We start from the raw sequence: 14,995 nt of genomic DNA, 5'->3' as shown, positions 1-14,995 counted from the left end.
TGGTTTGAAGACGCCCGTGTCAGACCCGCAACGCCGCGCGCAACTTTTCCGGCGATAAAGGCAAATCCCTGAAGCGCTTTCCGGTCGCGTTGGCAATCGCATTCGCGAGTGCCGCTGACATAGGCCCTTGCGATGCTTCGCCAACGCCGAGAAACGGCGTGCCCGGCCGGTCGATCAGATCGACATCGAGCACTTTCGGCACGGAAGAAAAGCGCAGGATCGGATAGGCGCTCCAGTCGAAACTCGTGATGTTGTGCTCGTTGAAGGTCGTGGCTTCGAACAGCGTCCAACTGGCCGATTGCAGGATGCCGCCTTCGATCTGATTGCGCACGCCGTCGGGATTCACGATCTGCCCGCAATCGAGCGCGCTCGCGACGCGTTCTATCGTCACGTAACCGGTCTCGCGTTCGATCGAGATTTCGATGGCCAGTGCACAGTAGGCCATCAGGTTCTTGTACTTCGCGAAGGCGAAACCGACGCCACGCGACGGTGCGCCCGAGTGTGCGAGATGCGGCCAGCCGAAACGTTGCGCCGCGCGCTCGATCACGGCATGCGCGCGCGGATCGTCCAGATGCTTCAGCCGAAACGCGACCGGGTCGGTATGCGCAGCAAGCGCGAGTTCGTCGATGAAGCTTTCGATCGAAAAGATGTTGTGATACGCGCCGAGCGAACGCATCGCCGACACACGGATCGGCATGTCGGGCAAAAAATGATGCTGCACGTACAGGTTGGGCACGCGATACAACGGAATGCTGTTGCGGTCGCCACCGCCTTCCGGCATCGGAATCGGCTTCGGTGGCGCGGGCGTGAAGGGTTTCGAAAGGGACCATGTCGGCATGAAGCGCCCGGCATTTTCGATGCGGTTGTTATGCGTGTTGCTCCAGAGTTCGTACTTCCAGTCGACGATCTGCCCGTTCGCATCCAGCGACGCAGAAATGTTGCTCGACATCGCCGGTCCGAACGGCTCCCACGTGTGTTCCTGCTCGCGCATCCATTGCACGCGCACCGGTTTGCCCGGCACGGCGCGCGCGATCAGCGCGGCGTCGGCGGCGACATCGTCGGCACCGTTGTGTCCGTAGCAGCCGGAGCCTTCGACATGGATGCAGCGCACGCGCTCAGGCGGCATCGACAGCATCTCGGCCAGCCCTTTGCGCATTGGGAAGACACCTTGCGTGTGAGTCCAGACCGTCATCTGTCCATCGTTGAGCCACGCCACGGCGCACGACGGACCGATCGAACCGTGCGTCAGATACGGTTTGGTAAAGCGCGCGTGCAGTGTCTGCGCTGCGGGCGGCGCCGCGCCCTGCGTGTTGGCAACCGGGATTTCCTGCGCGGGCAGTTTCTCCAGCGTCTCGTGAATCGTCGCCTGTGCCGGTAGCGGCGGCCCGCTTTGCCATTGCGCGAGCTCCGTCAGCGCGCGCATGGCGGTGATGGCGCGCCATTCATCGTCGGCCACGACCGCGAGATAACTGCCGTCCTGCACGACGGCGATCACACCTGGCATCGACCGTACCGACGTCACATCTACCGGCTTCAACGTTGCACCGTACGACGGCGGCCGCACCACGCGCGCGTGCACCATGCCGGGCAGCTTCATATCCTGCACATAGCGCGGAGCGCCGGTTACCTTGCCCGGAATGTCGACACGGTGAAACGACTGACCAATCACCTTATACGTACTGGGATCTTTGGTCGGCACGCCGGGCTGGGCATTGCGATGCAGATTGACGCCGCTGACAGCTTCGCCGAATGTGAGACGACGGCCATCGGCGGCGACGATTTCGCCGTTGTGGGTCGTCAACGTGGCAACGTCCACGTTCAATCGAGCGGCCGCTGCCTCGAGCAGGAGCGCCCGTACCTGAGCCGTGGCGTTGGCGATTGCGGTGCCGCTGTCGGCCGTCGAATGGCTGCCTGCGGTGTAGCCTTCATCCGGCGTCGAGTGGGTGTCCGCGGTCACGAGCGTGATGTGTTCGGGCATCACGCCGAACTGTTCGGCGGCGATCTGCATGAATGCAGTGCGAATGCCGGTGCCGAGTTCCGCCTTGCCGGTAAACACGCTGATGCGGCCCGTCTCATCGATCTTGACCCACGCGTCGAGCATCGGGGCTGTTTTCAGACTGCCCGGCAGGCTCGGCGCGGACGCGGTGAAGGTGCCGGCTTCGGTGGTGGTGGTCTGCGCGAGCGCGCGCGCCGCAGGCAGCAGCGTGAAGCCGACCATCACGCTGCCCGCCGCGAGAAAGCGGCGGCGGCTGACGCTGTCGGGTGCGGTGGATGCGTCGTTGCTCATGCGTGTTGCCCCGCTTCACGGATCGCGGCGAGTATCCGCATATGCGTGCCGCAGCGGCACAGGTTCGGCTCCATGTGTGCGCGGATCTGTTCGTCGGTGGGTGAGGGCACCCGTTCGAGCAGCGCCTGAGCCCGCATCACCATGCCGGCGATGCAGTAGCCGCACTGCGCTGCCTGCCTGTCGATAAACGCCTGTTGCAGCTTGCCGGGCTTGTCCACGGTACCAAGTCCTTCGATCGTGCGTACGGGACGTGTGCCGACCGCTGCGACGGGCAACAGACACGAGAACACCGGCTCGTCGCCGACGATCACCGTGCACGCACCGCATTGGCCGAGACCGCAGCCAAACTTGGCGCCGTGCAGGCCGAGCTGGTTGCGCAAGGCGTAGAGCAGCGGCGTCGATGGATCGATGTCGAGCTGATGCGGTACGCCATTCACGACGAGTGTCATCATGGTTCGCTGGTCTCCTGGCGCAGTTTCTCGACGTTGGCTGCGTCGAGGTTCCATGCGGGTTGGCTGCTGAAGTTGGCACGCAGGTACGCGGCGAGATCGGCAATCTGCGCGTCGGTCAGCGTGCCGGCGAAGGCCGGCATGTACGGGCCGCGCGTGCCGCGTTCGTTAGGAATCCCGTCGAGAATCAGCCGCAGGGCATTGCGTGGGTCTTGCGCGTTGACAGCTGTGCTCAGCGCGAGCGATGGCCGGTCGCCAAAGGTCGTCATCGGCGCATGGGCTGCGTGACATGATGCGCACGTGGCGCTAAAGAGCACGGCGCCATTTTGCACGTGTATGGTGTCGGCCGGGGTGGTTTGCGTTTGCGCTTGTGCTTCTTGCGGTGCCGCGTCTGTTGATGCTGTAGCGCTTGCTGTCTGCAGCGAGAGCAGATAGGTGGCCATGGCGTCGACGTCGGCATCGGAAGCATCCGCTAGCGACTGCGTGACCGGCCGCATTGGCCCAGCCGACGCGCCATGTTGATCGGCTAGGCCGGTACGGAGATACGCGGTCAACTGATCGTGTGTCCACGGCTTAGGCGCGCGCAGCAAAGTGGTCAGCGCGGGTGCTTGCCAGCCTTCGATCACGTTTCCGTCGAATGCCTCATCGCGCTTTTCGGCTCCGAGCAGATTCATCGGCGTGTGGCACGCTGCGCAATGCGCTGGCCCATCGATCAGATATCGGCCGCGCAATAGCTGTTCTTCGTGCGATGCGGTTGGCGTCGAGGTTGACGTTGCTGCAGCAGCAAAGGACGCGCCATCCGGTTCGACGCCTCGGTTAAGGAAGAACAGGTTCCATACCGCGATCAACGGACGAAAGCCAAGCGGAAACATCAGACGGTTGGCAGGCGCGGTGGCCTGCACCGCATCGCGCGACATCAGATACGCGTAGACCGCGGCGATGTCGGCATCCGTCATATGTGTGAAGTGCGGGTACGGAAAGGCTGGATAGAGCAGATGACCGTCGCGGGAGACACCGCGCCGCATCGCCTGCTTGAAGTCGTCGAGGGACCAGGCGCCGATGCCGGTCTGGCGGTCGGGCGTGATGTTGGTGGAATAGATCACACCGAACGGCGTATCGAGCGGACGGCCGCCCGCGAAGGGCGCATCATGCTTCGCGGTATGACACACGACGCAGTCGCCGATCGCAGCCAGTTCCGCGCCGCGTTTAAGCGTGGCCGTTTCATCGGCCGCCGGCGATGCTATGGGCGCTTCCGCGACAGCCGTTGCCGCGAAGAGCGGATGCACGAACCAACACGACGTCGCCGCGACGAACGCGGTGCACGCCAACACGCACAGCCATGCCGACAACCCGATCGACCTCGTCTTCATTGCGTCTCTGTCGTTATGTTCGACCCGTCGGCATGTATAGCACATACACCGCGCACAAATAACATCATCGCGTGCGGTTCGGACTTTTGACACCGATGATGGCACGAGAATGGCGCGCAGGTAACGCGAAGGTGACATACGCCAGGCGATCGACCTGCAGCCGATAGGATTATCATCTCGCTGCGGACGCTATCCGCTGCGAGCACGAAGCGTCGCGACCTGATTTCTCTGAACAGATATGAGTTCATCCTCCACAAGCGATCCCTCCAGCACGCGCGATGACTTGTCGACAGCGCATCCGGACCACGCAGCACGATTCACGGACGCGCTCGCGAAGGTGACGCCGCTGCTCGAGATGGAGCCGCCGTTAGCGGAGCACCAGCTTGCTGAGGCGTTGCAGATCGCAGCGGTCAGTTCGCTCGGTCTGGGCCGGTTCGACGATGCCGAGTCGTATTGGCGCCGTTCGATCGCTGCGAACCCAGGCTTCGCGGATGCGTACTTAAACCTCGCCACGCTGCTGAAGAAGCTAAACCGCTTGCCTGAGATGGAGGCACTGTTTCGGCAATTGCTGCATGTCCGTCCCCATCTCGCGGATGTCCACAACCAGCTTGGTTCGTTGCTACAGGACCAGGGGCGCTTCTCCGAAGCTGAGGCGGCTTATCGGCAGGCGGCGCTGCTTCGCCCTGACCGCGTCGAATTTCATTACAACCTGGGCGTCGTGCTGAGGCCGCTTGGCCGTTGGCGCGAAGCTGCACAAGCGTATCAACGGGCAGTCGAAACGAACCGGGGCTTTGTCATGGGCTACAGCAACCTCGGCAATGTATTGAAGGAGCTGGGCCGCCTGCCGGAAGCCGAGGATGCCTACCGCGATGCACTTGCTATCCGCGGCGATTATCACGTTGCGAAGTTTGCCTTGGCCACACTGCTGATCAGCATGGGACGCTTCGAAGAAGGATGGCAGCTATACGAGGAGCGTCACGAGGACCCCAACTCCATCCAGCACAGGACGCAGAAGATCATTGGCCGTCCGCGCTGGCGTGGCGAAGCATTGGCGGGAAAAAGGCTGCTGGTCTGGCAGGAAGGTGGTCTTGGCGATGCGATTCACTTTGGGCGCTACTTTTCGCTGCTGAAGGCGCAAGGAGCGGCGGAGGTCGCGTTTGTCTGCGGGCCGGCGCTGCAGCGGCTCTTCGCGAGGGCTGAGGGCGTCGATGCGGTGCTGAGTCACGAAGCGGGACGGGCCAAGGCGGCGCGTTACGACTACTGGACGAGTCCCTTGAGCGCGCCGCTGTATCTGGGTACGACGCTTGAAACTATTCCGTCTCCTATGCGGCTGAAGCCGGACCCGTCCCTCGTCGAATCCTGGCGTGTGCGCCTCGCGGGGCTGCCGCCGGGTCGAAGGATTGGTCTCGTATGGAAAGGCAACGCCAAACATCAGAACGATGCGCACCGCTCGCTGCGATCGCTTGCGATGCTGGCTTCGCTCTGGAGTGTGCCGGGAATCAGTTTCGTGAGTCTGCAGAAGGGGGAGGGCGAGGATGAAGCTGCCGCACCACCGGTCGACCAACCCCTGTCGCATCTCGGCTCCGAGATCGCGGATATGGCCGACACCGCCGCGATCGTCGCGCAACTCGATCTTGTGATCTGCGTGGATACGTCGATCGCGCATCTCGCGGCATCAGCGGGAACGCCTTGCTGGGTGATGCTGCCGGCAGAGGAGGTCGACTGGCGCTGGATGCACGAACGCAGTGACTCGCCCTGGTATCCCGGGACGATTCGTCTGTTCCGCCAACCTTTGGACGGACAGTGGCCCGCGGTTATCGAACAGGTGCGGCAAGCGTGTGCGGAGCGGTTCCCGGAATATGACCTCAGTCGAACTTTGTCAGGTCCTGGAAAATGAGTTGTGCCCACGTATTACCGCGAGCCTGAACGAGCAGACCGCCTTCGCCGATCTTGCCAAGCTCGATGGGGGCGAAGCCCAGGCGATCGACCAGGGCCGCCACCGAGGTGCTCGCGTCGTCGTGATCGCTGGAGATGAACACGACCCGCCGGCCGCCTTGCCGTGTCGTCGCCCCTTGGGCCAGGGTGGCAGCAGGCAGATGGTTGAAGGCCTTCACCACCTTCGCTCCGGGAAACGACTTCGCCACCGCAGCGCTCGACGGCAACCCGCCAAGTTCCTCGGGAGGCACGCCGTACGCGTTCATTGCGTCGATTACGATCTTCCCTTCCCAGTTGGCGGCAGCCCGCCCGATGTCCCGGTGATTGCCGAAGGGCACGGCCAGGATGACGACGTCCGCCTTGACCGCGTCCTCGATTCACTGGGGCACGAGTAACGGACCGATCTTCGCCGCGAGCGCATCGACCGGTCGTCTCCCTGCCACGATTACTTCGATGTCCTGATGGGAAAATGCCTGGGCGATGGCCGTGCCGATCTTGCCAAGCCCGATGATTGCGTAGCTCATTGAAATCTCCTTGATGTATCGAAGCGCCCTGGCGGCGCTTCTCTGGTGTCAGACCTGACCGATCCCGCCATCGGCCATCAGATCCGAACCCGTCACGTAAGAACTCTGATCGGACGCGAGGAATAGAGCCGCGCTGGCAATTTCCTCGGCCTGGGCGAGTCGACCGAGCGGGATCATGCCCTGGTACATCTTCACGAGATTCTCGCGAGTGTCCGACTGCGAATCGAGAATCGGAGTGTCGGTAGCGCCGGGGCTGAGCATGTTGACGCGGATGCCGCGATCCTTGAATTCCGCAGCCCAGGTGCGGGCATAGGAACGCAATGCCGCCTTGGTCGCCGCGTAAGCGGTGTGGCCAGGAATACCCATCTGATGCATGGCTGACGAGACCAGAATGATCGATCCGCTGCCTGTCATCATCGGCAACAGCTTCTGCACCATGAAGACGGGGCCGCGGGCCATGAGGTTGAACGCCTTGTCGAAATGCTCGGGCGTGAGGGTGTCGATCGGAGCCTGCTCCGTAAAGCCCGCGTTCGACACGATGATGTCGACGACACCCTTTCCTTCTTTGACTGCCGCAGCGACACGGTCGAGGTCATCGAGATTCGCAGCGTCGGCCTTGATAGCCGTCACGTTGCGACCGATCAGTCTGGCGGCCTCGTCGAGCTGCGCCTGCCGACGGCCGAAGATAAACACGTGAGCGCCTTCAGCGACAAAGCGCCTGGCCGTCGCCAGACCGATACCGGTCGTTGCGCCGCTAATGACGGCGATCTTGCCTGCAAGTGTGGACATCGGAACCTTCTGCCTGTTCGTGATTGACAGGTTCATGGTAATTGTCATCGCCGGCGATGATAATCCGCCGATTTCCCATAAGATCCATTCTCAGAGAGAATGGGTTAAACGGGAGAGATGCAATGGACCGGTTTCACGAATTGAACGCCTTCATCGCTGTTGTCGAAGCGGGAGGCTTTTCCGCCGCGGCGCGTCGAACGGGCGAATCGCAGTCCGCCATCAGTAAGGCTATCGGTGCGCTCGAAAAGCGCCTCGGCGTGATGTTGTTCAACCGCAGCACACGCAGCGTGACGCTGACGGACCAGGGGCAGAGATACTACGATCGGACCAAGCCGCTGGTCGACGAGATGGATGAAGCCGATAGCGAACTGACCAGCAGCACGCTCAATGCATCCGGCCTGATCAGGATCGCCGCGTCCGGAACTTTCGGACGTTTACATATTCTTCCGCTTATCCCCGACCTGCTGGCGCTGAACCCGGGCCTTCAGGTCGATCTGATTCTTTCGGACTTCGTACGAGATATGGTGGAAGACCGGATCGATCTGGCGATTCGTGTGGGCCCGGTCGACGACCCTGATGCGGTGGTCAGGCGCGTGGCCAGCACTCCGCTCGTATGCGTCGGCTCCCGTCGTTACTTCGAGCAACACGGAATGCCGAAGACCCCCGCCGAGCTCGTCGATCACAATTGCCTCTTATATGGAGGCCTGATCGAATCGGCGAACTGGCCGTTCGTCGGGCCGCAAGGCCGGTTCAGTGTGGCCGTCCGTGGAAATCTCTCGTCCAACAGTGTCGAAACGATTCGCTCGGGTGTGCTGGCCGGGGTTGGAATTGGCCTGTTCGCCAAAGTCTCTCTTGCCGATGAGCTCCTGGATCCGGACGTGATCACCATTTTCGACGAATTTATAAGCGATGTCCGGGATGTGAGCCTCATCTGGCCGAAGCGTCGATTTGTGCCTGCACGCGTGCGTCGAGCGACTGATTTTTTTGCTGCGGCTTTGGCGGAGCGACTTTAGACCAATGGAACCAGCCGGAGCGCGGGGTGTCGTCTCTGCGGATGTGGGCAGTCGCGATGGACGTTGGATTGCCGCGCACTGGCTTGTCACAAACGATTTTTGGTCGCTTAGCCTTCACGCAACATCGAATTGTCTTCCTCCAACAGACCATGACCGGAGAGCAGGGTATCCATGACAGTGATCGCGCAACTTTCAGATATTCATGTTCGACCGCGAGGAATGCTCTACCAGGATCTCGTAGACTCCAATGCGATGTTCGCGCGCGCGATCGAGACGCTCAACCGGCTGCATCCCGTTCCGGACCTCGTGCTGATTACTGGTGATCTGACGGACGAGGGATCTCCCGAAGAATATGAGGCGCTGCGTGAATTGCTCGCGCCGTTAAAGCATGCGTTTGCCGTCATGCCCGGCAATCACGATGACCGGGACCATTTGCGCGCCGCCTTCGACGATCACTTGTGGTTGCCTGCCGAAGGCGAGCTTCACTTTGGCATCGACGTGGACGCAGTGCGGATTCTCGCGCTCGACACGAGCGTGCCGGGTCTCCACCACGGTGAACTAAGCCACGCGTCGCTCACGTGGCTCGAACGGGAACTTGCTGGAAACTTGCATAGACCGGTCGTCATCGCGATGCATCATCCGCCGTTCATCACCGGCATACCGTATCTCGATCAGTACGGCCTGCGAAATGTTGGCGCCTTCGCCGAGCTCGTGTCTCGGTACGGCAATATCGACCGTATCGTCGCAGGCCACGTTCACCGCTCGATGCAGACGCGCGTCGGATCTGTGCCCGTATTGACGTGTCCGAGCACGACGACGCAGATCGCGCTGCGCGTCGAACCGGACGCCGAGCCGGCGTCCTATCTTGAACCGCCTGCATTTATGTTGCATCGCTGGGCAGGCCCGGCGGGCTCCGTGGTTTCGCACTTGTGCTACATCGGGCGCTTTGAGGGACCGCTGCCGTTTGCCTAGACTTCACTAAAAGGACGGCCCCCCACTGGCCGCCTGGCATGTAGGTGCCAGTAACCTTCAGTTTCGGGCTTGAGAACTCCGTGCACATCGAACTCGACGAATACATACCTCACACATGTCCTTGCCAACCCCGACGCTGCATACCGCCCGCCTGCTATTGCGCCCGGACGCTATCTTCGCGCTGCAAAGCAGCCCGCGCGTGCTACGTTACTGGGACGCGCCGGCCTGGAAGAATCGCGCACAAGCGGAGCGCTTTATCGCCGGTTGCAGGCAGATTGAGCAGGAAGGCACCGGCGCGCGGCTGGCCATCGAGAGGGCCGCCGACGGTGTGTTCATCGGCTGGTGCTCTCTGGGCAAATGGGATCCGGTCTATCGCAGCGCGAAGATGGGCTATTGCCTCGATGACGTGGCATGGGGCCAGGGCTTCGCCACTGAAGCAGCGAACGCTTTGTTGCAATGGGCCTTCGAGACGCTGGACCTGAACCGTGTTCAGGCCGAGACCGATACGCGCAACACGGCATCGGGCCGCGTGCTAGAGAAACTCGGGTTCGTGCACGAAGGCACGCTGCGTGAAGATTGCATCGTGGACGGCGAGGTGTCGGATTCCTCGGTGTATGGGCTTCTCAAACGGGAATGGAAGCCGTTGCCTCGCCGCTGAAGCGTCGCCGCAAAAGCGACCGCCTCAGCCCCCAGCTCTTGACGCACCCGCCGGATTAAACATGGACATCCGGCTCACCATCCACTTCAGCACTTCATCTGCCGCGGCACTCAACGGCCGCCCGCCCCGGATCAGCAAACGAGCCTTCGCCGATGCAAACAGCGGGTGATCGATCGGCAACGCAACCAGCTCGCCGCTGGCGATTTCACGCATTGCCGCGAATCCCCCAATCAGCGTCGCGCCATTGCCTTTCTTGACGAAGCGCTTCATCACCGCCAGCGAGTTGGTGGAAACCGTTGCCCGGATGGGGATATTTTCGGCGAACGCGAGCATTTGCACGGCCTGGCCCAGTCCGTACGCGGGCGGCATCAGCGCGAGTGGACACTGAAGCATTTCGCTGACGCTCACGGGTCCGCCACGCAGCGCGAGCGGATGGCCGGCGTGGACCAGCAACTCCACCCGCTGTGACGACGTCGCACGATACTCGATGTCCGGATGCGTCGGCGGGTTGTAAGCCAGCCCGATGTGCGCGCGGCTTTCCACCACTTCGCCGACCACATCGTTGACGGGCAGCGCGTCGACCGTGATGTCGAGCTGCGGATACTGCGCGCAGAAGTCGGTGAGCACTTCGTCCATCAGGCCGTCGATATACCCTTCGCTTATTGCGAGCCGCACATGGCCTTGCTGCAAGCCCTGAAGTGCTTGTAACCGCTGTTCGAACTGCTCCTGCTGCGCCTGGCAGCCACGCCAGAACTCGACCAGATGCAGCGCCGCTTCGGTTGGCGCGACGCCGCGAGCACGGCGCTCGAACAGCGGTGCGCCGATTTCCTCCTCCAGCAGCCTGATCTGCCGCGTAATCACCGAAGCCGCCGTATTCAGCCGGTCCGCGGCGCCGCGGATCGAGCCGTGGGTCAGCACTTCATGGAAGTAGCGTAGCCGGCGCTGATTGATCTCTCGCATTGTCGGGTCCTTTCCTGACTGTTGCCCATTGAGCAACGTTACTTCACATTAGTTGCTCTTGCTATCCCGTTTTTGGCTGCCGACCATGATTCGGTGCCTCAGCCGTCCCCTACGACCCTTCTCCGGAGATCGTCCGTGTCCGCCATTCCATCGAATCCGAGCGCAGACCAGACCACGGCGCTCTACAGCAGGCTCAATCTGCGTCTGCTGCCGTTTCTGCTGATCTGCTACCTGTTTGCCTGTCTCGACCGCCTCAACATCGGCTTTGCGAAACTGCAGATGCAGACCGATCTGAACTTTTCGGACGCGGTCTATGGCGTCGCCGCGGGCATCTTCTTCCTCGGCTATGTGCTGTTCGAAGTGCCGAGCAACCTGTTGCTGCCGAAACTGGGCGCGCGTAAAACGATCAGCCGCATTCTGGTGCTGTGGGGCCTTACATCCGCATCGATGCTGTTCGTCCACAACGTGCCGATGTTCTACGGGTTGCGGTTTCTGCTTGGCGTATTCGAAGCCGGCTTCGCGCCGGGGATGATTTTTTACCTGACCTACTGGTACGGCGAGGAGCGCATGGCGCGCGCGATCGCGACCGTGATGATTGCCGGCCCGCTCAGCGGCGTAGTGGGTGGGCCGTTGTCGGCGTGGACCATGACGACCTTCGCCGGCGCGTTCGGGCTCGCCGGCTGGCAATGGATGTTTCTCGTCGAAGGCTTGCCTTGCATCGTGCTCGGTGTGGTGGCGTGGTTCTTCCTGGTCGACCGGCCGGGCGATGCGAAGTGGCTGTCGGCGGAAGAGAAGAGGGCGCATACCGCAAGCCTGGGTACGCCCGCCGCCGCGCATCATTCATTCGCTCAGGTGGCTCGCGACCCCCGTGTGTACCTGATGGCGCTGGGCTATTTCTGCGTGATCTGCGGCATCTATACGGTCAACTTCTGGTTGCCGACCATCATCAAGGCCGACAAGGTGACGGACACCATGCAGATCGGCCTGTACTCGGCGATTCCCTACATTGCTGCCGTGATCGGCATGTATTTAGGAGGACGTAGCTCGGATCGCTATCGCGAACGCCGCTGGCACAGCGCGGTGCCGGCGCTTGTCGCGGCGATCTCACTGGCTATCGCGACGCTGGCGAGCGGTCAGCTTGCGTTGTCGCTCATTTTCATGACCATCGCCACGGCGGCGATGTGGGTCTCCTACACGGTTTTCTGGGCCATTCCGTCCGACTATCTGAAAGGCGATGTCGCCGCGGGCGGTATTGCCTTGATCAATACGATCGGCTTGCTCGGCGGCTTTTTGAGCCCGACCATCATCGGCTGGGCCAAGACCGCGACCGGCAGCCTGCAGGCTGGCCTGTATGTGATGGTCGCGTTGCTGGCGCTCGGCGCGGGCCTGCTGCTGGCGATCCGCTTGCCGTCGCGCACGGAGGTCGTCGCTCAGCGTGCCCGGGCCTGATCCCTTGCACACGCTGGTGCGCTGTCTTTAATGGAGAGTACGAACTTGGCATACAAGATCCTGATTGCTGGCTTCCAGCACGAAACCAACACGTTTGCGCCGTCCCCGGCGACCTACGAAAGCTTCGTACGTGGCGAGGGTCATCCGCCGATGGCGCGAGGCGACGCTGTGCTCGCGATACGCGATGTCAACCTGCCGATCGGCGGCTTTATCCAGGCCAGCGAGCGGCAAGGGCACACGCTGCTGCCCATCATCTGGACCGCCGCGAGTCCTTCCGCGCAGGTGACGGAAGACGCCTATGAACGCATCGTCGGTGAGATCGTGGCGGCAGCGGGCGAGGGCGGCTTCGACGCGATCTACCTCGACTTGCATGGTGCGATGGTGGCGCAGCATGTGGACGACGGCGAAGGCGAACTGCTCGCACGCATCCGTGCCAAGGTCGGTCCGTCTGTGCCGGTCGTCGCTTCGCTCGACCTTCATGCGAACGTGACCGAGCGCATGCTTGCCAGCGCCGATGCGCTCGTCGCCTACCGGACTTATCCGCATGTCGACATGGCCGACACGGGCGCGCGGGCCGAGCGCCTGCTGGTGCGCTTGCTCGACGAGCGCAAGCCACTTGCACGAGCCGCCCGTCGTCTGCCGTTCCTGATTCCGATCAATGGCATGTGCACGATGCTCGAACCGGCTCGCTCGATGTACGAAGCGCTCGGCACGCTGGAGCAGGGACCGGTCGTCTCGCTGTCGTTCGCGCCGGGCTTTCCCGCCGCTGATTTTCCGGAATGCGGGCCTGTCATCTGGGGCTATGGTGAGGAGGCCTCAGCGATGCGCGACGCTGTCGATTCGTTGTACGACACGATGCTGCGCAACGAAGCGCAATGGGCGGTGCCGTTCCTGTCTCCCGACGCTGCCGTGGCTGAAGCGATCCGCCTCAGTGCAACGGTGCAGAAGCCCGTGGTGATCGCGGACACGCAGGATAACCCCGGCGCCGGCGCCGATTCGAACACGACCGGCATGCTGCGCGCGCTGCTCGACAACGGCGCACAGGATGCCGCGCTCGGCCTGATCTGGGACCCTGAGGCGGCCGCGCAGGCACACGCAGCGGGCGTGGGCGCAACGCTGGAGCTGGCGCTGGGAGGCCGCTCGGGAACGCCGGGCGATGCGCCTTTCATTGGCACATTCGAAGTCGTCGCGCTTTCCGACGGCCGCTGCCGCTACGATGGTCCGATGATGCACGGCATGCAGGTAGAGCTGGGCCCGGTGGCCTGCCTGAAGATAGGGGGCGTGCGCATCGCCGTGAGTTCGACCAAGGCGCAGATGCTCGATCGCAATCTCTATCGGGTCGCGGGTATCGAACCGGAGCAAATGAAAATACTGGTGAACAAGAGCTCCGTGCATTTTCGGGCCGACTTCCAGCCGATCGCGCACACGGTGCTGGTCGCGAAGGCGCCGGGTCCAATGACGGCAGATCCCGCCGACTTGCCATGGAAGCGGCTCGCGCGAGGTATCAGGATTCGGCCTATGGGAAAGTCGTTTGGCAGCTGAGGGCGCCTTGAGCCTATGCTCTCGCCGCAACCAGCGTGTGCATCGGAGGCACGGTCGCCTCCGAGCAGAGAAACTCGATTAACGCGTCGAGCTTGCGATGCCGGCGCGTCGGTCCGCGCCGCAGAACGAAGCACCACGACGCCGGCCGGGAGCGGTCGGGAAACAGCCGCACCACACGTCCGCTGCGCAATTCCGCGTCGATCAGCGGCGAGCGCCCAAGCGCGAGTCCCGCACCGCCGACGGCAGCACTCAGCACCTGACTGAAGCTGCTATAGCGGACGATTTTGGTTTCGAAATCGCCAGGCAGCCCGAACTCCGCTGACCAGTTGCGCCAATCGATCTCAGGGAAATCCTCGTGCGTTTCCTGCAGCAGACGGCAACGGCAAACTCTCGTGGAGGCGAACTCATACAGATCGGGACTGCAGACCGGAAACACCTCTTCGCGGAACAGCACGATGTCATCGGGACGTAGGGCGCGTTCGGATACGTGCAGGATGGCGAGGTCGATGCTGTGGCGGGCGAATTCTGGTTCGCCATCCTGAATGATGGCGTTCAGCGGGGCATCAGGATGGCTGGAAGAAAACTCGGCGAGACGGCGCGCCAGCCACATTGTCGAAAACGATGCGTTAGCAGAGACGGTCAGTCGTCTGGAGACCCCCTTGATCTGCGAACAGGCGTCCTCGAGCAGCGCCAGTGCGTTGCTGACCGAGGGCATCAGGTTCGAACCTGCCGGTGTCAGGCGAATTCCCCCCAGCCCCGTGCTGCGTTCGAGCAGACGGGTGCCCAGCGATTCTTCCAGGCTGCGGATCTGGTGGCTCACGGCGCTGGTCGACACGCTCAGTTCGACCGCCGCGCGGGCAAAGCCGCCGAGCCGAACCGCCGCCTCGAACGCACGCAACGCCGACAGTGGAGGGATATTGGACATAGGAGGGTATTGTAGGATATTCAACACCCCTTGAAAAACCATCTTTTGCCTGCCGGTCCGGCGCTTGGTAACGTCGCATAAACCCGAATATAAAAAGCAACGTTGCGCTGAACCGACCGGAG

12 protein-coding genes and 1 pseudogene are annotated in these 14,995 nt (G+C 62.4%); 6 read left to right on the top strand and 7 right to left on the bottom strand.

Going from position 1 to position 14,995, the window contains the following annotated elements:
• Positions 1-19: 19 nt before the first annotated feature.
• From P3T24_RS15945 to P3T24_RS15935, 3 genes are read right to left on the bottom strand one after another with little or no spacing between them, the layout of a single operon-like run.
• Positions 20-2,287, bottom strand: coding sequence for a molybdopterin cofactor-binding domain-containing protein (locus P3T24_RS15945; RefSeq protein WP_429435935.1), 2,268 nt, complete (start codon positions 2,285-2,287; stop codon positions 20-22).
• Positions 2,284-2,739 (bottom strand): (2Fe-2S)-binding protein, encoded by a 456-nt coding sequence (locus P3T24_RS15940; RefSeq protein ID WP_074265166.1) that lies wholly within the window; start codon positions 2,737-2,739, stop codon positions 2,284-2,286. The genes P3T24_RS15945 and P3T24_RS15940 overlap by 4 nt, the downstream gene beginning before the upstream one ends.
• Entirely contained in the window at positions 2,736-4,106 is a 1,371-nt protein-coding gene (locus tag P3T24_RS15935; RefSeq protein WP_429435933.1) for a cytochrome c, read from the bottom strand. The genes P3T24_RS15940 and P3T24_RS15935 overlap by 4 nt, the downstream gene beginning before the upstream one ends.
• Before the next feature lie 238 nt (positions 4,107-4,344).
• On the opposite strand from P3T24_RS15935, the gene P3T24_RS15930 reads away from it, so the two are divergent.
• Positions 4,345-6,003, top strand: a complete 1,659-nt coding sequence (locus P3T24_RS15930; RefSeq protein ID WP_429435930.1) for a tetratricopeptide repeat protein — start codon at positions 4,345-4,347, stop codon at positions 6,001-6,003.
• Here the strand turns inward: P3T24_RS15930 and P3T24_RS15925 are convergent.
• Together P3T24_RS15925 and P3T24_RS15920 are read right to left on the bottom strand one after the other, a co-directional pair.
• Positions 5,972-6,565, bottom strand: a pseudogene (locus tag P3T24_RS15925) (NADPH-dependent F420 reductase). The gene P3T24_RS15930 and the pseudogene P3T24_RS15925 sit on opposite strands and share 32 nt — an antisense overlap.
• A 48-nt stretch (positions 6,566-6,613) precedes the next feature.
• Positions 6,614-7,354 carry an SDR family NAD(P)-dependent oxidoreductase gene (locus P3T24_RS15920; protein WP_429435927.1) on the bottom strand — a complete coding sequence of 247 codons (741 nt, stop codon included), beginning with the start codon at positions 7,352-7,354 and terminating at the stop codon, positions 6,614-6,616.
• 122 nt (positions 7,355-7,476) lie between these two features.
• Between P3T24_RS15920 and P3T24_RS15915 the strand changes: the two genes are divergently transcribed.
• The 3 genes from P3T24_RS15915 (at position 7,477) to P3T24_RS15905 (ending at position 9,997) form a co-directional block, all read left to right on the top strand.
• Positions 7,477-8,367, top strand: a complete 891-nt coding sequence (locus P3T24_RS15915; RefSeq protein ID WP_429435925.1) for a LysR family transcriptional regulator — start codon at positions 7,477-7,479, stop codon at positions 8,365-8,367.
• Between the two features lie 171 nt (positions 8,368-8,538).
• Positions 8,539-9,339, top strand: coding sequence for a phosphodiesterase (locus P3T24_RS15910; RefSeq protein ID WP_429435922.1), 801 nt, complete (start codon positions 8,539-8,541; stop codon positions 9,337-9,339).
• 115 nt (positions 9,340-9,454) lie between these two features.
• Positions 9,455-9,997, top strand: a complete 543-nt coding sequence (locus P3T24_RS15905; protein WP_429435919.1) for a GNAT family N-acetyltransferase — start codon at positions 9,455-9,457, stop codon at positions 9,995-9,997.
• A 24-nt stretch (positions 9,998-10,021) separates the two neighbouring features.
• Here P3T24_RS15905 and P3T24_RS15900 read toward each other — a convergent pair whose 3' ends face one another.
• Positions 10,022-10,957 (bottom strand): LysR family transcriptional regulator, encoded by a 936-nt coding sequence (locus P3T24_RS15900; RefSeq protein WP_074265158.1) that lies wholly within the window; start codon positions 10,955-10,957, stop codon positions 10,022-10,024.
• Positions 10,958-11,092: 135 nt separating this feature from the next.
• On the opposite strand from P3T24_RS15900, the gene P3T24_RS15895 reads away from it, so the two are divergent.
• Together P3T24_RS15895 and P3T24_RS15890 are read left to right on the top strand one after the other, a co-directional pair.
• A complete protein-coding gene (locus tag P3T24_RS15895) occupies positions 11,093-12,406 on the top strand; it encodes an MFS transporter (protein ID WP_074265157.1) in 1,314 nt (437 codons plus the stop codon).
• Positions 12,407-12,451: 45 nt separating this feature from the next.
• Positions 12,452-13,948: a M81 family metallopeptidase gene (locus P3T24_RS15890; RefSeq protein ID WP_429435916.1), complete on the top strand. Its 1,497-nt coding sequence runs from the start codon at positions 12,452-12,454 to the stop codon at positions 13,946-13,948.
• A 13-nt stretch (positions 13,949-13,961) separates the two neighbouring features.
• On the opposite strand, the gene P3T24_RS15885 is transcribed toward P3T24_RS15890, so the two are convergent.
• Positions 13,962-14,873, bottom strand: coding sequence for a LysR family transcriptional regulator (locus P3T24_RS15885; RefSeq protein ID WP_074265155.1), 912 nt, complete (start codon positions 14,871-14,873; stop codon positions 13,962-13,964).
• Between the last annotated feature and the right edge of the window lie 122 nt (positions 14,874-14,995).

Source organism: Paraburkholderia sp. GAS33 (assembly GCF_050436645.1).
Taxonomy (GTDB): domain Bacteria; phylum Pseudomonadota; class Gammaproteobacteria; order Burkholderiales; family Burkholderiaceae; genus Paraburkholderia; species Paraburkholderia phenazinium_B.
Note: the sequence above shows the minus strand (reverse complement) of the source record. Positions and strands in the feature narration are given on the sequence as shown.